The following is a 19886-nucleotide window of genomic DNA, read 5'->3' on the forward strand; positions in this document are numbered from 1 at the left end:
AGAGGTGTCGTGACGGCAAATCTTTCAGAAACGCTGACGCTGCTCCTCATCGAAGATGATGACGGCGACGCGCTGCTCGTCGAGGAGCTGCTGAAGCAGGCCGAGGCGCCACCGCGGATCTTCCGGGCGCGCAGTCTGCGGGAGGCCGAGGCCCAGTTCTCCGCCAAGATCCAGTGTGTGGTCGTGGACCTCTCGCTGCCGGACGCGAGCGGGCTGGAGACGCTGGAGAAGGTGCTGGCGCTGGCCCCGCACACGGCCGTGCTGGTGCTGACCGGGCTCAGGGACGTGCACGTGGCGGTCTCCGCCGTGCAGGCCGGCGCACAGGACTACCTGGTCAAGGGAGACATCGACGCGCGGCTGCTGGCCCGGGCCATCCGGTACGCGATCGAGCGCAAACGCGCCGACCAGGCCCAGCTCCGGCTCGTCCAGGCGGAGCTGACGGCCAAGGAGAACTCCCGGCTGGAGAGCGCCCTGCTGCCCGGCCCGCTGCTGCGTACCGACTCCATCGAGCACGTGACCCGTTACCTGCCGGGCAGCGGCGGCACCCTGGCCGGCGACTTCTACGACACCGTCCAGACCCCGGACGGCGCGGTGCACATCGTGATCGGCGACGTCTGCGGGCACGGCCCCGACGAGGCCGCGCTGGGCGTGGCGCTGCGCATCGCCTGGCGCGCGCTGGTGCTGGCCGGGCAGACGGACGACCGCCTGCTGCGCACGCTCGACAGCCTGCTACGGGCCGAGCGGCAGGCTCCTGAGATCTTCACCACGCTCTGCATGGCCACCCTCAGCCCCGACCTGTGCCACGCCAGGATGCACGTGGTGGGCCACCCACCGCCCGTGCTGGTGCGCGCGGGCACCGTCGAGGTGGTCGACGGCGCGCCGTCGGGTCCGCCGCTCGGCATCTTCGCCGACGCCGAGTGGCGGGTGATCGACGTGCCGCTGGGTGAGGAGTGGTCGCTGATGCTCTACACCGACGGCCTGATCGAGGCGGCCGTGGGCGGGAGTGACGAACTGCTCGGCGTGGACGGCCTGCTCGACCTCGTACGCGAGCACGGCACCATCGACCTGGACCGGCTCATCACCGGCGCCGGCACGCTGAGCGACGACCTCGCCGTGGTCCTGGTGCGGAGAAGGACATGAGCATCCACCCGCTGCCCCCGGCCAAGGAGCCCACCGGCCTCGGCAGGCTGCCGGTGGCCCGCTGGTTCCTGGTCATCGGGGCCGTGGCGGGGACCGCGTTCCTGGTGGGGGTCGCGATCATCATGTTCATGAGCGCCCGGACGCGCGAGCTCAACCCGCGTCCCGAGGTGGCCGCGCAGCTCGCACGGCTGAACCTGGCGCTGGTGGTGCTGTTCGTGGTGCTGCTGGCCTGCGGCATCGGACTGGCCGTCATCATCCGCTACGCCGTGCTGAAGCCCATCTCGCAGCTCACCGACCAGGTCCGTACGGTCGCCGCCGGCGACTTCGACCACGCCCTGCACGTCGACCGGCCGGCGGAGCTGGCCGAGCTGTCCAGCCACATCGACTCCATGCGCGCCCGCATCGTGTCGGCCTGGCGCATGGCCGCCGACCAGGCCGACGAGCTGCGCAGGTCGAACGGCGAGCTGGAGCAGTTCGCCTACGTGGCCAGCCACGACCTGCAGGAGCCGCTGCGCAAGGTCGCCAGCTTCACGCAGATGCTGGAGCAGCGTTACGGCTCCCAGCTCGACGAGCGGGCCACGCAGTACATCCACTACGCGGTCGACGGCGCCAAGCGGATGCAGCAGCTGATCAACGACCTGCTCGACTTCTCCAGGGTCGGCCGGATCACCGGCGAGCGAAGCCTGACCGAGACCGGCCAGGCCCTGGACATCGCCCTGGAGAGCCTCTCGGCCGCGATCGAGGACAGCGGGGCCACGGTCACCCGGGACCACCTCCCCCTGGTCAACGGCAACCGGCCGCAGCTCACCCAGCTCTTCCAGAACCTGATCGAGAACGCCATCAAGTTCCGCTCCGCCGACCCGCCCCGCGTCCACCTCGGAGTCACCAGGAACGGCGAGATGTGGGAGTTCACGTGCTCGGACAACGGCATCGGGGTCGAGCCGAAGTACGCCGAACGCATCTTCCTGATCTTCCAGCGCCTCCATCCGCGCGACGTCTATCCAGGCACCGGCATCGGCCTGGCCCTGTGCCGCAAGATCGTCGAGTATCACGGCGGCCGGCTCTGGCTCGACGGCACCGCGACGGGCCCGGGCGCCACGTTCCGCTGGACGCTGCCCGCGGCCACGCTCCCCGTCCACGAGGGCGGGGAAGATCCTTCCGGAGACGACGATGCATGAATGGCGCCCGATCGAGGTGCTCCTGGTGGAGGACGACCAGGGGGACATTCTGCTCACCAAGGAGGCGTTCGACCTCAACAAGGTCCGCAACCGGCTGCACGTGGTCACCGACGGCGAGCAGGCGCTGGCCTACCTGCGCAGGCAGGGCGACTTCGCGGACTCGACACGCCCGGACCTCATCCTGCTCGATCTCAATCTGCCCCGGCTGGGCGGCCTGGAGGTGCTGGCCGAGGTGAAGGCCGACGCCACGCTCCGGACGATCCCGGTGGTGATCTTGACCACATCGGAGGCCGAGGAGGACATTTTGCACAGTTACCGGCTGCATGCGAACGCTTATGTGTCCAAACCGGTAGACTTTGAGCAGTTTATCCGGGTTGTCCGGCAAATAGATGATTTCTTTGTGACTGTGGTGAAGCTCCCGGCTCCGGAATCGGGGGCCTGACGGGCGTACGTGACAGGAATCACAGCGGGTCATCGAAATTGTGAGTGACCCCGCTCACAAAACCCGATGCGGTCGTCGTAACGTATGCCCCACCAACGCGCGCCTGGGCGGATGACGCCGTGCGCGCGCCCTGCGATACGAAAACCCGGACCGACTGCGAGGCAGGGTCCGCGGGAGGTGGAGAGGTCCGCGATGACCCAGACGACACCCGAAGCTCCGGTCAGAAGGCAGCGTGCCCAAGTCAGAGTCCGCACTCTGCGCACGGACAGATGGTGGCTGACACCGCTGCTGACGTTCCTCGGGCTCAGCTTGTTCCTCGTCTACGGTGTGTGGGCGATCATCGACAACAGCTTCTTCGTCGATCCGTACGTGGCGCCGTTCGCCTCGCCCTGCCTGGTCGACGTGGCCTGCCCCGAGGGCGCGCAGCTCTTCGGTTGGACCCCGATCGGCGACTGGTACACCCTGTCACCGGGGCTGTTGATCCTCGGCCTGCCCGGCGGGTTCCGGCTGACCTGCTATTACTACCGCAAGTCGTACTACCGCTCGTTCTGGCTGTCGCCGCCGGCGTGCGCCGTGCAGGAGCCGCACGGCAAGTACACCGGTGAGCGCCGCTTCCCGCTGATCATCCAGAACATCCACCGGTACTTCTTCTACGGCGCCATCGTCATCGGGCTCATCCTGGCCTACGACGCCGTCCTGGCGGTGGTTCACAAGCCGCTGGGCCTGGGCAGCTGGATCCTGGTCGTCAACGCCGTGCTGATCAACGCCTACACGCTGTCGTGCCACTCGTGCCGGCACATCACCGCCGGCAGGCTCAACCACTTCTCCCGTCACCCGCTGCGGTATCGGGCCTGGACGTTCGTGTCCAAGCTCAATGCCAAGCACCAACCCCTCGCGTGGGCCTCGATGTTCTCCGTCATGGGCGCCGACCTGTACGTCCGACTGGTGGCCAAGGGCATCATCGCCTTTCCGTTCGCGTAAGGACCAGCTTCAGTGGATAACTCGCTAAACACAGAGCGTCACGAATACGACGTCATCGTCATCGGCGCGGGCGGTGCCGGCCTGCGGGCCGCGATCGAGGCCCGCCAGCAGGGCAAGAGGACGGCGATCATCTGCAAGTCGCTGTTCGGCAAGGCGCACACCGTCATGGCCGAGGGCGGCGCCGCGGCGGCGATGGGCAACGTCAACTCTGACGACAACTGGATGGTGCACTTCCGTGACACCATGCGCGGCGGCAAGTTCCTCAACAACTGGCGGATGGCCGAGCTGCACGCCAAGGAGGCGCCGGACCGCGTCTACGAGCTGGAGGCCTGGGGCGCGCTCTTCGACCGCACCAAGGACGGCAAGATCAGCCAGCGGAACTTCGGCGGGCACGAATATCCGCGGCTCGCGCACGTGGGCGACCGTACCGGGCTGGAGCTCATCCGTACGCTCCAGCAGCGGGTCGTGGCGCTCCAGCAGGAGGACTACGAGACGCACGGCGACTACGAGGCCTACATCAAGGTCTTCGCCGAGTGTACGGTGACCCGCCTGCTCAAGGACGGCGACCGGATCGCCGGTGCGTTCGCCTACTGGCGCGAGTCCGGAAATTTCGTGCTTTTCGACGCCCCGGCCGTGGTCCTGGCCACCGGCGGCATCGGCAAGTCGTACGTCGTCACCTCCAACTCCTGGGAGTACACCGGCGACGGCCACGCCCTGGCCCTGATGGCCGGCGCGAAGCTGATCAACATGGAGTTCATCCAGTTCCACCCCACCGGGATGGTCTGGCCGCCGTCCGTGCGCGGCATCCTCGTCACCGAGTCCGTCCGCGGCGACGGTGGCGTGCTGCGCAACTCCGAGGGCAAGCGCTTCATGTTCGACTACATCCCCGAGGTCTTCAAGGACAAGTACGCCACCTCCGAGGAGGAGGGCGACCGCTGGTACACCGACCAGGCCAACAACCGGCGCCCGCCGGAGCTGCTGCCGCGTGACGAGGTGGCCAGGGCGATCAACGCCGAGGTGAAGGCCGGTCGCGGCTCGCCCCAGGGCGGCGTCTTCCTCGACGTCTCCACCCGGCTGCCCGCCGAGGAGATCAAGCGGCGGCTGCCGTCGATGCACCACCAGTTCAAGGAGCTGGCCGACGTCGACATCACCGCCGAACCCATGCAGGTGGGCCCGACCTGCCACTACATCATGGGCGGCGTCGAGGTGGACGCCGACAGCGGCGCGGCGGCCGTGCCCGGGCTGTTCGCGGCCGGCGAGGTCTCCGGCGGCATGCACGGCTCCAACCGGCTGGGCGGCAACTCGCTGTCCGACCTGCTGGTGTTCGGGCGCCGGGCGGGCGCGGGCGCGGCGGCGTACGTGGACGAGCTCAAGGCCAGGCCCAAGGTCGCGCCGGAGTCGGTCGAGGAGGCGCGCGAGGAGGCGCTGGCACCGCTGGGCCGGGCCGGCGAGAACCCCTACGAGGTCCACCACGAGCTCCAGCGCACGATGAACGACCTGGTCGGCATCATCCGCAAGGCCGGCGAGATCTCCGAGGCCCTGGGCGTCGTGGAGAAGCTCAGGGAGCGCGTGCGCCTGGTCGGGGCTGCCGGCTCGCGCATCTACAACCCCGGCTGGCACCTCGCGATCGACCTGCGCAACATGGTGCTGGTGTCGGAGTGCGTGGCGCGTGCCGCCCTCCTGCGCGAGGAGAGCCGCGGCGGGCACACCCGCGACGACTTCCCCGCCATGGACCCGGGCTGGCGCCGCAAGCTGCTCGTCTGCTCCAGCGAGGACGGCACGACCGTACAGGTCGAGGAGAAGCTTCAGCCGCCGATGCGCGATGACCTGATCACCTTGTTCGACAGGGACGAGCTGAAGAAATACCTCACCGACGAGGAAATGTCCGAGTTCGACGGGATAGCGAAGAAGTCATGAGCTACAAGGCAAAGTTCAAGGTCTGGCGCGGTGAGGGCGGCGAGGGCAAGCTCGAGGACTTCACCGTCGAGGTGAACGAGGGCGAGGTCGTCCTCGACATCATCCACCGCCTCCAGGCCACCCAGGCACCCGACCTGGCGGTGCGCTGGAACTGCAAGGCGGGCAAGTGCGGCTCGTGCAGCATGGAGATCAACGGCAAGCCGCGACTGGGCTGCATGACCCGGATGTCCACCTTCGAGGAGGACGAGACCATCACGGTCACGCCGATGCGCACCTTCCCGGTGATCAAGGACCTCGTGACCGACGTCTCCTACAACTACCAGAAGGCCCGGGAGGTCCCCTCCTTCACGCCGCCGGAGGGGGTCAGGCCCGGCGAATACCGGATGAAGCAGGTCGATGTCGAGCGCTCGCAGGAGTTCCGCAAGTGCATCGAGTGCTTCATGTGCAACAACGTCTGCCACGTGATCCGCGACCACGAGGAGAACAAGACCAACTTCTCCGGTCCCCGCTTCCTCATGCGGATCGCCGAGCTGGACATGCACCCGTACGACGTGGCCGACCGCCAGGAGGCCGCCCAGGAGCAGCACGGGCTCGGCTACTGCAACATCACCAAGTGCTGCACCGAGGTCTGCCCCGAGCACATCAAGATCACCGACAACGCGCTGATCCCGATGAAGGAGCGCGTGGTGGACCGCAAGTACGACCCGCTGGTGTGGCTGGGCAACAAGATCTTCAAGCGCGCCAAGTAGCGGCGGCTCGCTGAACGCGAAAAGAGCGGGGACCGGCACTCCGGTCCCCGCTCTTTTCGCGTCCTACTTCTTCTTGCGTCCCCAGCGCCGGCGGGTGGAGTCCGGCATCTCCTTGGTCGGCTCCCTGCCGCCGTCGCCGCTCTCCTCCGGGGCCGGGTCCTGCTTCGCCGGCAGCGGCTGGATCGCGGTCGCCCCCTCGTCGGCCGCCAGGTAGGGAGGCGGATCGTAGTCGCGCGGGGCGTCGTCCTGCCCCGGCTTCGGCGCCGGCTCGAACAGCGACCGGCCCGAGGACTGCTGCCAGGGCTCCGAGTCGCCCGGCTCCGCCCAAGCCGCCGCCGGGCCGCCGAGCGGGCGCTCCGGGTCGTCGTCGTACGGGTCGGCGCCGCCCGGCGGGATGTCCGGCGACGGGACCTCCACGGGCTGGATCACCGGCTCGAACGGGTCACGGAACTCGCGCGTCTTCGACGGCGGCTCGTTGTAGGAGTCGAACTCGTCCGGGTGCAGCACCATCGACTCCGGCGGAGCCTCCGGCACCGGCGGCTCGTCCGCGTAACCGTGGTGCGGGTAGGGGTGCGGCTCCTGGTAGACGGCGCCGTACTGGGCCGGGCCGCTCGGATAGGTCTGCACGGGGACGAAGCTGATGATCGGCGCGTACGCCGTGCCGCCGGGATATCCGGGGGCCGGGAAGCCTGCCGTGGCGTACCCGGGACCCGCGGGGTATCCGCCGCCGACGGGCGGCGTGTCCGGCCGGCCGGCCTGGGGCCCCGCCTTGCGTACGGCCGCCGCGTGGGCCATCCGGCGCAACCGCCCCTCGAAGATCAGCACCGCGAAGAGCGCCAGCAGGACCAGCACCAGCGCCGGGATGCTGAGCTGCTGCGTGAGCGTCCGCTGGTCGAACTCCGGCGCCGCCTGGCGCAGCTCCAGGACCTCCTCGGTCGAGGCGGCCTCCGTCTCGCTCGGCGTCACGCTGGGCACCGTCGGCTCGGTGGTCGCGATGGCCGGCAACTGCACGGACGGCTCGGGTGAGGAGGAGGTGGTGGTGGGAGGCACCTCGATGCTCTGCGTGGGCAGCGGCTGCAGGTTCTGCGTCGGGACGCTCGTGCTGACGGGCGGGGGCGTGCTGGTCTTGGTCCTGGTCGGCTTCGGGGACGTGGTCCGCTTCGTGGGACTCGCCGTGACGGTCTTGGTGATCGTCGTCTCCGGCGTGTCCTGCGGCTGCTCGGCAGGCGGCGTGTCCAGCGTCGTGGTCGTGGTGATGGTCACCGTGGTCTCCGGCGCGGCGTCACACACCTCGCCGACGTCACACGGCTGCACCGGATCGTACGCCGCGGACGCGCTCGCGCTCTGCATGATGAAGGGCGTCACCCCCGCACCGGCCAGTCCAAGCGCCAGGACGATTGCGGACATGGCCGTCGCTCGCCTGCGTGCCACCGGAATCCTCCGCCTAAGTCCCTAGAACCATGGTCAAGGGAATACTAGTCGGGTGAAAGTAACGGTAAAGGCTGAACTACAACACCTTTCGCCCCTTACGGCCTCGTTGTACCGTGCCAATCGCCCAGAGCCCGCCTAGGAGCAGCCCGATCCCTCCGGCCGCCAGCACGAAACCCTTCCCTCCCTCCAGCGGGCTCACCCACGCGACGGGCCGCATGGGCCTGGCTCTCCCGGCCGCCTCCCAGGGCAACGGCGCGATTCCCCGTACCGCCTCCTCCCCCGTGGACGGCACCGCCCCGGCAGTGGCCTCCGGCAGGCTGAGCACCTGAGGTGGCGCCCCAGGCACCACCGGCTGCACTCCACCAAGCAACCCCTGCGGCCCCGCCTCGGGCTGCACCCCGGGCACCCCGCCAGGCTGCACCGCCGGCGCCCCACCTGGCTGCACCGCCGGCGCCCCGCCCGGCTGCACCCCCGGCACCGCCCCGGGCAGCGCTCCCACCGCCCCACCGGGCGGCACCCCGACCGCCTCGGGCAACGTCCCCGCCACCCCGGGCGGCATGCCCGCCGTCCCTGGCGACGTCCCCGCCATGCCAGGCAACGTCCCTGCCATCCCTGGCAGCGTCCCTGCCGCCCCTGGCAGCGCCCCTGCCATGCCAGGTAGCGTCCCTGCCGCCCCGCCAGGCTGCGCCCCTCGGGCCACCCCGGAGCGCGCTCCTCGGGCCAATCCGGCGCGCGTTCCTCGGGCCCCGCCGGAGCGGGCCTGCGCGATCCTGCCGGGCTGTGCCTGCGGGGCTGTGCCGGGCTGTGCCTGTGCCGGCAGGCGGGGCCGGGCCTGCTCAGGCGCGCTCGCAAGCGCCTGCTGCGACGCACCGGAGATCGTCTCCTGCGGCACGGCGTTCGGGAACCGCAGGCCACCGCCCCCCGCCACCTCGGGCACACCACCGGCCACCATCCCGCCCGCCACCCTGGGGGTGCGGCCCGATCGTACGGTGGTGGGCCCGGACTGCCGCCCCTGCGCGTCAACCCCCGCTGCGCCGGTCCCGGCGGCGGACGGCTCGCCGAGCGGCCCGGAGTGTGCCTGGGCGCCGTAGCGGTGCTTCGTCGGAACGCGGACCGCCCGGCCGGTGATCGTCGCCGCCTCGCGCGTGAGCGTGGGCGCTTGACCGGGGGATGTCTCCGTCTCGCCAGAGGAATCGGCAACCGTCGCGGCCGAGCCGGCGGCAGTCGCCGTCGCGCCCGTGCCTCCGGCGGATGTCGCCGCCGCCCCCCGCACCCGGCTCACCGCCGACTTGCTCATGGTCGTCAGCCCGTCACCCGAGGGAGCGCGCACCCTGGCCGCCGCCGCGAGCACCACTTTCTCGGCCCCCGCCGGCGCGGTAAGGGTGACATCCACCTCCTGCGCACCGGACGCCTTCCCCAGGGCGCACACCCGCGTCCCGGGCAAGGTGCTCATGGGCTCGGACGTGCCCGCCACGGTCAGCGCCCGCACGGCCAGCGCCCGAGCCGACGCCCCGGCCGCCGCCTCACCGACCCTGCCCACCGCCGCGCCGGCCTTCGGGCTCATGACGCGCTGTGCGGCGCGCGTCGGCGACGGCACGCAGGCCACCTCCGCCAGTGCCTCCACCGGACTGGAGGCCACGGCCACCCGGGCTCCCCTCGCCATCCCGTTCAGCCGCACCCGGAACCGCTGCACGTCCCCGGTCCTGACCCACTTCCCCGTGCCGTCGGTCCCCTGGACCTTCTCCAGCACCAGCGACACCCCCGCCGCCGCCACAGGCACGGAGGGAACCGCCGCCAGGATCAGGGCTCCAGCGACGACCCATCCACGATGCATCTCCCACTCCCCCGCTGCGACATATCACATACAGTAACCATTCTGTCACAGAGAGGGAGGGGTTAATCCAGCTGGAGCAGATTCTCCACGGTCTTCATGATGGTGAGATCGGCTCCGAGCCAGTCGACCTCGTAATACTCGCCGGGGCCCAGCCACCGCAGCGCCAGATGTTCCCTGGCCTCCGGCATCTCCGAGGCCAGCGAGCACAGCCAGACGCGCATGAGGTATCCCTCGGACAGGGGCCAGTCACCGCCGACCCGCTCGCCGACCACGACCTCGACCCCGAGTTCCTCGCGGCACTCCCGGACGAGCGCCTCCTCCTCGCCCTCCCCCGGGTCCACCTTGCCACCGGGGAACTCCCAGCCGCCCGCGAGGGCCGGAGGCTCCGCGCGTTGAGCGGCGAGCACCCGACCGCCCGGACCGACGATCACCGCGGCCACGACCACCACCGTGCTCATACGTTGAGCTTTCTCATAGGGACGAATTCTGCAGGCTCTTGAGCTGCTCGATCACGCCGGGGTTCTGCAAGGGACGGGTGAAGCCCACCCGGTTGGCGCGGGTCTCGTAGCTGGTGACCTTGATCGGCCCGCACAGGCGGCACCGGGCCTCCAGCATCTTGCCCTTGGACACGACCAGCCCGACATGCCCGGGGCTGGTGGCGGACGTGCCGGGGCCGGCGTTGAAGAACACCAGGTCCCCCGGCTGCTCGTCGCCGTCTAAAATCCGGATGCCGAAGGGCCACTGCGTGAACGTCGTACGGGGAATCTGCAGCCCGGCCGCACGGTAGGCGGAGTAGATGACCCCCGAGCAGTCGAACGAGTCGGGCCCCGTCCCGCCCCACAGGTACGGCTTGCCGCGCTGCGCCAGCGCGTACTGGAGGATCTTGGCCACCACCTCGCTGGGCGCGGCGGCGATCAGCGGGTCGTCGCACTCCTCCGAGGCCTGCGGCGGCACCTCCACCGCACCGGACTTGGCGTATTTCCTGGCGATCTCCTCGACCTGGTCGACGTACCACCAGGCCCGGTTGTAGACGAACAGCGCCCGCCGTACGTCCTCGGGCGCCCCGTTGCGCCTGAGCATCTTGGCGGCGCCGAGGATGGCGTCGGCCGGGTTGTACACGTCGCCCACCCCGTCGCCGTCACCGTCGGAGGCGTACCCGTTGAACGTCGACGACATCGGGATCCGCGCCTTGCCACCCCAGGTGGAGATGAGGAACTGCATCGGCCCTGCCGCGCCCGCGTAGTTCGTGCCGCTCTTGACGCCGGGCAGGTTGGACCGGCCGTGGTCGGTCTCGCGCTTGCCCACGGCGGCCAGGATGTTCCACTGGACGCCGACCTCCTCGCCGTACTCCTTGTAGAGATCCAGGTAGTCGGCAGGGATGTCGGCGGTGCCCGTGTCCGAGACCTCCTCCACCTGCGTGGTGTCCTCGCAGTCGGTGGCGAAGCCGCCGTCGGAGATGAAGGACGGGGGCGACATCAGCAACATCGGCGACAGGATGACCGCCACCAGCACCAGCGCCCCGACCAGGCCGATCAGCAGGAAGAGGCGCACCTGTGAGACTCTCACCCGGGGTCACCGTCCTGACCCTGGGTCGCCGGCAGCACCTCGAAGATGCGCCAGTCGGTCCCGAGCTGGCTCACCGTGACCGCGAGGTCGTCAGTGACCTGCTGGTTGCCGCTCTTGGCGGTGACCTGCCTGTTCTCGGTGACCACGAACACGACGGAGCTCTTGTCGATCTGCCTGATCTCCTTCACCTTGCCGGTGGCGGTGGAGACGATCTCGTCGTTGCGGTTCTGCTCGACGGTGCCCGCCGAGGTCATGGTCCTGGTCAGGATGCCGCCGAGCTCCGCCGTGGTGTACGCCTTCAGCCGTTGCGCGTACGCCGCCGGGTCCTCGTCGTACCGGAAGGTGCCGTAGACGGCGGTGAACCGCTCGGCCAGGTCGGCCGCCGCGGCGAGTTGCTCCCTGTTCAGCGGCAGGTAGGAGTAGACGTCGAACGGCGCGGCGCTCGCGGTCGCCAGCGGGGTGCTCGACGGAGCGGGCGCAGTGGCCACCGCGGACGGGACCGGGCCGGCCTCGGGCTCCTCGCCCGAGTCCGGCCACATCGTCAGGTAGATGCCGACCGCGGCGATGACCACGACGATGGCGGCGAAGGCCACCCCCCGCCTGTCACCGGGCTGCGCCATGTTCTAGTCCTTGTCGGGGTTGTTCGGTTTGAGCCAGAAGGGCACAGAAGGGTTGTCGCCTTCGGAGCCGCCGTTGCGGCTGCTGCGCAACCACAGCGGTGGCGCCTCCGAGCCGCGCGAGGACGGCTCGCCGGAGCCGAAGATGCGGGGACCGGGCGAGCTGCCGCCCCTGGGGGCGCCGCCGTTGGACCGGGACCCGCCTCCGGACCGGGATCCGCCGGAGTGCGACCCGCCGGACCTGGAGCCACCGCCGAACAACCCGCCGCCAGAGCCTCCCGACCCGCCCGACCCGCCGCCGAACAGTCCGCCGCCGGAGCGCGTACCGCCCGATCGCGAGCCACCCGAACCACCCGAGCCGCCCGAGCCGCCGAACCTCGACCGTGCCCCGGTGCCGCGCGAGCCCGCCGACGAGCCGCCGCGTGGCGCCCATCCGCCGGACCGGCCGCCGAACCAGCCGTCACCTGAGCCGCCGCCGCTGCCGGAACCACCCGAGCCGGACGCGCTCGACGCCCCGGAGGCTCCGGAGGCTCCGGGCGTGCCGGCCGTCCGTGGCCCGCCCGCCACGCCCGCGCCCCGCGTGCGGGTGGGCGTGCCGCCCAGGTTGAGCGGTGGCGCCATGCCCCGGCGCGGCTCCAGCGGCGCCCTGGCGCCCGCCTTGCCGCCCTGCTGGTCGGTGTCCAGCGGTGCCGCCGTGGCCGGGATCCGGACGCCGGTGGCGGCGCCGTCGCCTTCCTCGGCGCGTACCCGGGCCTGCCCGGTGGCGGCCGCCGCGGTCGCCGCGGCCCCGGCCGGGTTGGCCGTGCTCGCGGCCCTGATGAGGGGCTCCGCCTTGCGCAGGCCCCAGCGGCCGATCCGGGCCGAGGCGACCGGGGGCAGCACGCCCGCCGAGCGTTCGAGCACGGAGGAGCTGGCCGCCTCGCCGAGCATGCGGGTGGTGACCGTGTGCCCGCTCATCGAGGCGAACAGGTGCTGGAACGGCCGCCGGTAGAAGAACACCGCGATCGTCAGCAGGGCCATGAACAGCACCTGCAGCCCCCACGGCATGGCCGTGGAGATGATGAGCGCGTACCCGTACACGAGCACGCTCAGCACGATCGTCAGCACGGCCTGTCTGAGCAGCGTGCCGATGAGCATCTCCACCCAGCGCATGGCGACGATCCGGCCACTGCCCGGATGTACGCCGATCAGCAGGAAGATCGGCCCCAGAATCAGCAGCAGCAGGAAGCCCACCTTGAGCACCAGCAGCGAGACCGCCACCAGGAAGATGAGCGTGCCCGCCACCAGGGCCGCGATGAACGCCCCGACGGCCACGCCGAGCCGGTTGGACCAGTCACGGCCGGAGAAGACGGTGTAGCGGGGGTCGTTCCTGAGCTGGTCGGCCAGCGCCGCGTACTCGGACTGGTGGGCCCCCACGTCGGGGGCCGGCTGGCCGGGGGTCGCCGGCGCGATCGACTGGATCTCCAGCATCTTCCGGCCCCAGTCGCGCACGATCGGCTGCTGCGGGTCGGCGGTGCCGAACAGGCCCACCAGCCAGGGCTTGCAGACCAGGGTGGACCAAAGCGCGTCGGCGTTCTGCTCGACGCCCGGCGTGCCGTTCTGGCCGTAGCCGCCCGCCTTGACCTGCGGCTCGGCCGTGCCGGGCGGCGGCAGGCAGGACGCGCCACCCGCGCCGGGCAGCCCGGAGAAGGCGGAGTTGACGACCTCGCCGGTCTTGTCGGTCACGACCTTGCCCAGCCCGGTGAAGTCGCCGGGCCTGCTGAAGAACCAGATCGCCACGGTGACCGCCAGCACCATCCAGATCACGCCCTCGGCGGTCGTGGTGGCGCGCTTGCGGATCAACCCGTACCAGGCCAGCCAGATCGCCCCGAGGATCACGAGCGGGCGGAGGTAGGGCCAGTACATGGCGTTGGACAGGTTCGTGATGATGTCGTCGACCACGTCCTTGATCGACTGGAGCGGTCCCTCGGTCGCCGCCGCCTGGTAGGTGGTGATCGTCAGTCGGTCGACGGCCTTGGCCGCGGTGAAGATGCCGTTGGCCCACATGTTGCCGAGCACGGCGACGTAGTCGGAGCAGCCCAGCTCGTGGGTGTGCCAGAACTGGCCGCTCATGCCGAACTGGCCGTAGTTGGTGGTCGGCGCCTGCGCCCCGCCCTCGGGGGCCGGCGGCTGGATCATGCCGTCGGTGCCGCCGCCGATCACCTCGGGGGCGAGCGCGCCCGACAGGTCACACGGGGCCGCCGCTGCGGGGGTGGCCAGGCCGCCCACCACCAGCGGTAGTACGAGAAAGCCGGTGACGAGCGCAAGCGCGAGCGCCAGCCGTCGGGATAGTCGGATCTTCATGACCGTACCTCCTGCGCCCTGCCCACGCCCCCTTGAAGATCATCATGCCCGGCCGCGCCGGGTTTGTCGTGTGTCGGGTTCGTGTCGAGCCAACGGAGAAGTTCCTCGGAGATCAGGTCTACTCCGATACGGCCTGCCCTGCCATCCAGATCGCGGAATACGCATTCGCCGTTGCCCAGCGAGCGCAGCACGGCCTTGTGCTCCTCCGACGGTTCCACCCCGAGCAGGGACATGACATGGTCCACCTCCACCCGTTCGGTGGACCGGAACGCGAAGACCGACGAGAGGCAGTTGGTCACCTGCTCGTTCAACAGGTCTCCGGCGTTCTGCGAAACCAGCACAAGAGCGGTGTTGCGGGAGCGGCCCATCCGGCTCACCTCGGGCACCAGCTTGGCGCCCTCGGGCGTGGAGGTGATCGCCCACGCCTCGTCCAGGAAGATGGCCTTCGGGGCACGCCGGTCGAGGCCGTTCATCAGCCGGCGCGCGAACTGGGACACCAGGTAGAGCAGCGCCACCGACAGCCGCTGCTCGTAGGAGTAGTCGTCCCTGGCCGTCGCCACGTCCGGCAGCGTCAGCCCGCCGAGAGTGAACACGGTGGTCCAGCCCTCGGAGTCGATCTGGTCGCCGCCCGAGGGGTCGAAGCACAGCCTGGCCAGGTGCATCTCCGACATGGACCGCAGGACGGCGCCCAGGTTCTTCGAGGCGGGGTCGTCGGCCTGCTCCAGGAAGTCGACGACCTTGCCGAGCGAGGGGTCGGGCGCGTTGGACACCGCGGCCACCGCCTGGATCATCGCCGACTCGCGCTCCTCCGACATGCGCGGCAGCAGCAGCCGCAGCGTCTCGGTGGCCATGGTCTTCTTGGCCGCGATGTCGTCGCCGAACGAGAACGGGTCCAGCAACCCCGGCGCGGCCGAGCCCAGCGGGATGGTCCTGGCCTTGCGGCCCCGCTTCTCCAGCAGCTGCACGAGCGACTCCGCGTCGCCCTTCGGGTCGATCACCGCGACCGTCACGCCCCTGAGCGCCATCTGATAGATCATCAGCAGCGCCAGCGTGGTCTTGCCGCCACCGGGCTCGCCGGTGATCGCGATGGCGGTGGGCCGGTTGCGGGTGGCCGCGAGCAGCGGGTCGAAGTGCACGATGCTGCGGGCCCTGCCGACGGTCTCGCCGATGTACGGGCCGAGCCAGCCCTCGCTGCCGTCGTCGAGCCGGTCGCCCACGTCGACGGTGGCCGTGGCCATGCCGCCCGCGATCGTCCGCAGGGGCTGGCGCTGCGCGTAGGCGTTGACGCGCACCTTCTCGCCCGGCAGCGCCTCGCAGAACAGCGAGAACTGGTCGCCCGTCGAGTTGACCACGTCGATGCCCATGTCGCGGAAGTGCTCGACGACCGCCTCGACCCGCTGCACGCAGATCTCCTCGGTCGGGGCCGCCACGATCAGGCGGTGCCAGCCGTACACGAACGGCAGGCGTTCCTTCGTGATGCCGTGCTCGAGCATGCGGGCCGCGTCGATCTGCTCGGCCAGCGCCAGCGGCGCCTCCGCCCCGGCCTCGCGGATGTGGTGGTCCATGTCACGGGCGTGGGCCAGCTTGCGCGCCACGTCCTTGGACGCCTTGACCGGCGGGATCAGCCGCATCCGCGACGAGATCTCCACCGGGAACGGGAGCTGGTCGGCGAAGTGCATCCACGGCTCGCCGTCCGGGAACGGCATGAGGTCGGGGAAGCGGGCGAACGACAAGTGGGCCACGTACGAGTCGCCCTGCGGCTGCACGATGCGCAGCAGCGACCTGCCGTTGTGGATCTCGCCCTCGACCAGCGCCTCGATCTCGCCCTTGCCCCAGCGCCGCTTCGGACTGGCCGACGGCTGCGGGTCGCCGAGAGCACCCGCCGCCGCGTGCTGGAACAACCACGCCACCTCGACGGAGGTGGCGTGCCTGGCGTAGAGAGAGCTCGACGCGAGCGCCCTACCGAGGCGTTCGGCCTGCTCGGTCCAGCGCCCGATCTCGCTGTCGGGAACGTGGTCGTCGTCCATCCCGAGCGCCTTCTCGGTCTTCTGGTAGAAGCCGAGGAGCTGGGCGAGCACGCCGCTGCCGAGCTGCTTGCCGCGCGGTCCGAGCCGGACGCCTAGAAAGACCTCCTTGGACCAGAAGTCCTTGGCCCAGACGTGCCGGTACATCTCCTCCAGGTAGTCGCGCCAGCCCGGCCCCTCGTCGGACGTGGCGTTGAGCGCCATCGCCCACTCCGCCGCCGGGTAGGTGCGGTGCGCCACCCGCAGGTGGACCTCGGCGTCGGGCATCCTGATCGCCGCCAGCGCGATCGTGATGTTGGTGGCCAGCGCCTCGCGCTCCTCGGGCGTGACGAACTCGTAGCTGACCGTCGGAAGGCGGAAGTACGCCCATGCGCAGGTGTCCGTGAGCAGGATGCGGTCGTCGAAATAGCGCACCGCGAGACGCTGGTGCGCCCGGGACGCCCTGCTCATGCCGCCCCCTCGGCGCATGAACGGGCCAGACCTGCTCGCTTGTTCACTTATCGCTCACCGATTCTCGTGCCCGGGGGGTCACTCGCCAACTCCTCTTCGCTCGGTCGTACGGTCTGTGCCGCAAAGCCCGCGACCACGACACCGGCGAGGGCGAGGTAGGCCCGCCGCCCGGCCGCGCGCAACTGCCCGGGGTCGACCACCTCGGCACCGCCGGGCGCCAGATCGTCCTCCCAGGGGACCCGTACGATGGCCCGGCACCTGCCGCTGGCCACCGACTCCGCCTGCTCGACGTCGGCCATCGAACGCCTGCTCACGCCGTTGACCACCATCACCGCCCGCCTGCGCAGCTCCGCGCAGCCGTGCCCGTCGAGCCACTCGTACGTCATCGCCACCGCCTCGGACGCCTCCTCGCTCGCCGGGACCACGAGTACGAGCTGGTCGGCGTACGGCAGGACCCGGGCGGCCAGCGCGGCTGCCGGGTCGATGACGGCCAGCTTGTAGTGGCGGTCGAGCAGGCGCATGGATTCGCCTAGCCGATGGTCGGAGAACAACGACCGATCCGCGAGCCGCTGCTCGGCGCCCGCGTCGGTGTCCGCGCCGATCACCTCCAGTCCCGAGGCCGTGCGCGTGGTGTACCCGCGCATCGTGAGATAGCCGCTGACCCGGTCGAGCCCGGACAGCAGCGACGTGAGGGTCTCCGGCGTCTCGGGCCGGATCTTGCTGGTCAGGGTGTTGCCGCCGGTGTTGGCGTCGACGGCCACGACCCTGTCGTCGCGGTATCTGGCGAAGGTGTGGCCCAGCATGAGGGCCGTGGTGCTCTGGCCCGCGCCGCCGGTGCAGCCCAGGACGACGATCCGGCGGCTGCCGCCGAACACGCCCCTGGCCCTGGCCTCGTCGACCTCGGACCCGTCGGTCCGCACCCCGCCGCCGCCGACGACCACCTGCGCGATCCGCCGCCAACCGCCGGAGTCCCGTCCCACGACGGACTCGACGCGCCGCACCCGCCCTTCACCTGGCCGCGGACCGGGCACGGGCGCCACGAACTCCTCCCCCGGGCCGTCACCCACGGGAGCCCCGGGCGTCACCCGCTCCCCGACCACCCCGGTCATCGGTACGACCCGGCCGTCATCCATCCCACGCCCGGCCCGCTCCCCACGGCCCCGCCGCGCCTTGTCCCCGCCCCCGGCCCGCCGAGCCTTACCGGCCACACCTTCCGACACATCCGCGACCACGGGCTGCGGCACATCGCCTGCCACGCCCTCCGGCACATCCCCGACCACGGACTGCGGCACATCGCCTGCCACGCCCTCCGGCACATCCCCGACCACGGGCTGGGGCGCATCGCCTGCCGCACGCTCCGACACATCCCCGACCACGGGCTGCGGCGCATCGCCTGCCTCGGGCTGTGGCACATCGCCGACGTCGGCGGTCGGGCTCGCGCTGACGCCGTGTGCGGCCGGGGCCGTCTCGTCGCGGTGCTCTCCCTGCCCGTTCTCGGCCGAACGGCCCTCTCCGGCGGGCGAACCACCCACGACATCACGGTCACCGTCACCGGGCCGGCCACCCTCGCCAGGCACCCCGGCCACCGGACGGGGCAGGGGCTTGGCGTCGGGGTTGAGCGGTGGCCAGAGCTGTTGCGTGCCGGACAGCACCAGCGACGGGCTCAGCCGCGGTGGCTGCCCCTTCCTGTGCTGGTCGCGTGCCACTTCGTCCTCGCCCCGCGGCTCCTCGCCACGATCTTCGGCCGCCTCCGGCCGGACCGGCGCGTCGGCGCTCGCCGCGAGCTTCCGCAGCCGCCGCAGCGCCTCGGTGTCGATCGGCTTGCCGGCCGCGGGCTTACGGCTCTCCGCCGTCCGGATCGGCTCGACCGCCCCACGAGCGACCTCCGCCTCAGCGCCCAGCCGCTCTCCACGCGCGGCCTCCGCCTGTGACGACCGGGCTCCGCGCGCGGCCTCGGTCTCGGTGGCCGGTCCGTCCGCACGCCGCGGTGCAACCTGCTCCAGGTTCGGGGTTTCCTTCCCCACGGCCCCATGCGCGACAGTCTCACGGTCGCCGGTCCCATGGGCGGTCCGGTCGCCGGTCTCAGGCTCCGGTTCGACGGCGCCGCGCCCGGCGCCGAGCGCCTGGCTCACGAGGTCGTCGTCGCCGCGCACGACGGTCAGCGGTGCTTCCTGAAGGCGCTCAGGGCGGCCGGAAAGGCCCTTCTCACGGCGTACGGGCTCCCCCGCGGTCTCTGGTGCCGGGGGCGGGGCCGACTGGCGTACCCGGGATCTCAGGGCGGGAGCCGTGCCCCGGCGAGTCCCCCAGCGGGTGGTGGCCGGCGCGGCGACGGGGGCCGTCGCGGCGGCTGCGGCAGCGGCGGCGACGGCCGGGCGCACCTGGCGGGGCCCGGCGACCCGCTGGCCCTCACGCCTGGGCTGCTTCTGGCGCGCCTTGCGCGGCGCCTTCGCCTTGGCCCGGGCGGGAGCGATGCGCCACACGCGGCCGGCGAACGCGACGGTCTCCGGCTCGGACGCGGGCGCGAGGCGGCACCAGGTCTTCGGCTGGCCGAGGTAGCGAAGCTGGGACTCCAGAAGCTCGGTAAGACGCTTGCCCTCGATGACGGGACGGGTGGACAACCAGGTCACGATCCCGGGCGGCACCAGGAACAGCACATGCCAGGGCATCTCCACCGGCACGCCGACCAGGACCAACAGGAGCGACCACGGCACGAACACCCCGACGAAGACGCCGATCCAGACGATGGGCAGCGGCATCGGCAGCCGTAGGTCGTACAGCTTGTAGAGCCGCTTCTCTATCCGCCAGATGTTCGTATACGTGGGCAGGTCCACGCGGTCCTCCTCTCCACCCGCTCGTTCATGACCGCCGCGGAGCGGTCTCAACCCTCACTTGACGCCCAGTGCGCCGGCGATCGCCCTCGCCGTCACCTCAATGATGTTGGGAACGTAGAAGATCACTCCGATGGCCACAGCAAGTATGAGGAACTGTACGAACCGCGTGATCTCACGGGTGAAGAGGAAGAAGAGCGCGACCACCGACACCACGACCAGGAACAACGGGGCGAAGAACGCGCGCAGGAAGTTGGCGAGTCCCCCGGGGTCTATGCCGGTCGGCGGCGCCGTCGGCGTCGGAGACATCTCGATCAAGGTGAGCACTACGGTCTTCAAGGTCACTTCTTGTCCTCCCGGGGGGTACCGAACAGCAGCGCGGCCGT

Annotated in this window: 15 protein-coding genes; 6 read left to right on the forward strand and 9 right to left on the reverse strand. The window is 70.8% G+C overall.

Annotated elements, in window-relative coordinates; translation table 11 throughout:
* Nucleotides 1-9 precede the first annotated feature (9 nt).
* The 6 genes from BLS95_RS17220 (at nucleotide 10) to BLS95_RS17245 (ending at nucleotide 6407) form a co-directional block, all read left to right on the forward strand.
* Nucleotides 10-1140, forward strand: coding sequence for a PP2C family protein-serine/threonine phosphatase (locus BLS95_RS17220; protein ID WP_090932331.1), 1131 nt, complete (start codon nucleotides 10-12; stop codon nucleotides 1138-1140).
* Nucleotides 1137-2318 carry a sensor histidine kinase gene (locus tag BLS95_RS17225; protein WP_090932332.1) on the forward strand — a complete coding sequence of 394 codons (1182 nt, stop codon included), beginning with the start codon at nucleotides 1137-1139 and terminating at the stop codon, nucleotides 2316-2318. Before BLS95_RS17220 ends, BLS95_RS17225 begins: the two co-directional genes overlap by 4 nt.
* The gene (locus BLS95_RS17230) at nucleotides 2311-2760 is read left to right on the forward strand and encodes a response regulator (protein ID WP_090932334.1); all 450 of its coding nucleotides are present in this window, start codon (nucleotides 2311-2313) and stop codon (nucleotides 2758-2760) included. The genes BLS95_RS17225 and BLS95_RS17230 overlap by 8 nt, the downstream gene beginning before the upstream one ends.
* A 192-nt stretch (nucleotides 2761-2952) precedes the next feature.
* Complete coding sequence (locus tag BLS95_RS17235) at nucleotides 2953-3741, forward strand: hypothetical protein (RefSeq protein ID WP_090932336.1); 789 nt, start codon at nucleotides 2953-2955, stop codon at nucleotides 3739-3741.
* A gap of 12 nt (nucleotides 3742-3753) precedes the next feature.
* Nucleotides 3754-5658: a fumarate reductase/succinate dehydrogenase flavoprotein subunit gene (locus tag BLS95_RS17240; protein WP_090932338.1), complete on the forward strand. Its 1905-nt coding sequence runs from the start codon at nucleotides 3754-3756 to the stop codon at nucleotides 5656-5658.
* The gene (locus tag BLS95_RS17245; protein ID WP_090932340.1) at nucleotides 5655-6407 is read left to right on the forward strand and encodes a succinate dehydrogenase/fumarate reductase iron-sulfur subunit; all 753 of its coding nucleotides are present in this window, start codon (nucleotides 5655-5657) and stop codon (nucleotides 6405-6407) included. The genes BLS95_RS17240 and BLS95_RS17245 overlap by 4 nt, the downstream gene beginning before the upstream one ends.
* Before the next feature lie 63 nt (nucleotides 6408-6470).
* Here the strand turns inward: BLS95_RS17245 and BLS95_RS17250 are convergent, their stop codons facing one another.
* From BLS95_RS17250 to BLS95_RS17290, 9 genes are all read right to left on the reverse strand, one after another.
* The gene (locus tag BLS95_RS17250; protein WP_090932342.1) at nucleotides 6471-7814 is read right to left on the reverse strand and encodes a hypothetical protein; all 1344 of its coding nucleotides are present in this window, start codon (nucleotides 7812-7814) and stop codon (nucleotides 6471-6473) included.
* Nucleotides 7815-7914: 100 nt separating this feature from the next.
* On the reverse strand, nucleotides 7915-9672 hold the full coding sequence (locus BLS95_RS55715) for a hypothetical protein (RefSeq protein WP_176993235.1): 1758 nt from the start codon (nucleotides 9670-9672) through the stop codon (nucleotides 7915-7917).
* A gap of 62 nt (nucleotides 9673-9734) precedes the next feature.
* Nucleotides 9735-10130, reverse strand: coding sequence for a (deoxy)nucleoside triphosphate pyrophosphohydrolase (locus BLS95_RS17260; protein WP_090932346.1), 396 nt, complete (start codon nucleotides 10128-10130; stop codon nucleotides 9735-9737).
* A 13-nt stretch (nucleotides 10131-10143) separates the two neighbouring features.
* Nucleotides 10144-11238 (reverse strand): C40 family peptidase, encoded by a 1095-nt coding sequence (locus BLS95_RS17265; protein ID WP_090932348.1) that lies wholly within the window; start codon nucleotides 11236-11238, stop codon nucleotides 10144-10146.
* Nucleotides 11235-11858: a hypothetical protein gene (locus BLS95_RS17270; protein WP_090932350.1), complete on the reverse strand. Its 624-nt coding sequence runs from the start codon at nucleotides 11856-11858 to the stop codon at nucleotides 11235-11237. Before BLS95_RS17270 ends, BLS95_RS17265 begins: the two co-directional genes overlap by 4 nt.
* A gap of 3 nt (nucleotides 11859-11861) precedes the next feature.
* On the reverse strand, nucleotides 11862-14198 hold the full coding sequence (locus tag BLS95_RS17275) for a type IV secretion system protein (protein ID WP_090932352.1): 2337 nt from the start codon (nucleotides 14196-14198) through the stop codon (nucleotides 11862-11864).
* Nucleotides 14195-16672 carry an ATP-binding protein gene (locus tag BLS95_RS17280; protein WP_090932354.1) on the reverse strand — a complete coding sequence of 826 codons (2478 nt, stop codon included), beginning with the start codon at nucleotides 16670-16672 and terminating at the stop codon, nucleotides 14195-14197. The genes BLS95_RS17275 and BLS95_RS17280 overlap by 4 nt, the downstream gene beginning before the upstream one ends.
* Nucleotides 16673-16719: 47 nt before the next feature.
* Nucleotides 16720-19503: a conjugal transfer protein gene (locus BLS95_RS17285; protein ID WP_176993236.1), complete on the reverse strand. Its 2784-nt coding sequence runs from the start codon at nucleotides 19501-19503 to the stop codon at nucleotides 16720-16722.
* Nucleotides 19504-19557: 54 nt separating this feature from the next.
* The gene (locus BLS95_RS17290) at nucleotides 19558-19809 is read right to left on the reverse strand and encodes a hypothetical protein (protein WP_245765132.1); all 252 of its coding nucleotides are present in this window, start codon (nucleotides 19807-19809) and stop codon (nucleotides 19558-19560) included.
* Between the last annotated feature and the right edge of the window lie 77 nt (nucleotides 19810-19886).

Origin of the sequence: Nonomuraea jiangxiensis (genome assembly GCF_900099965.1) — a bacterium.
Classification (GTDB): Bacteria; Actinomycetota; Actinomycetes; order Streptosporangiales; family Streptosporangiaceae; genus Nonomuraea; species Nonomuraea jiangxiensis.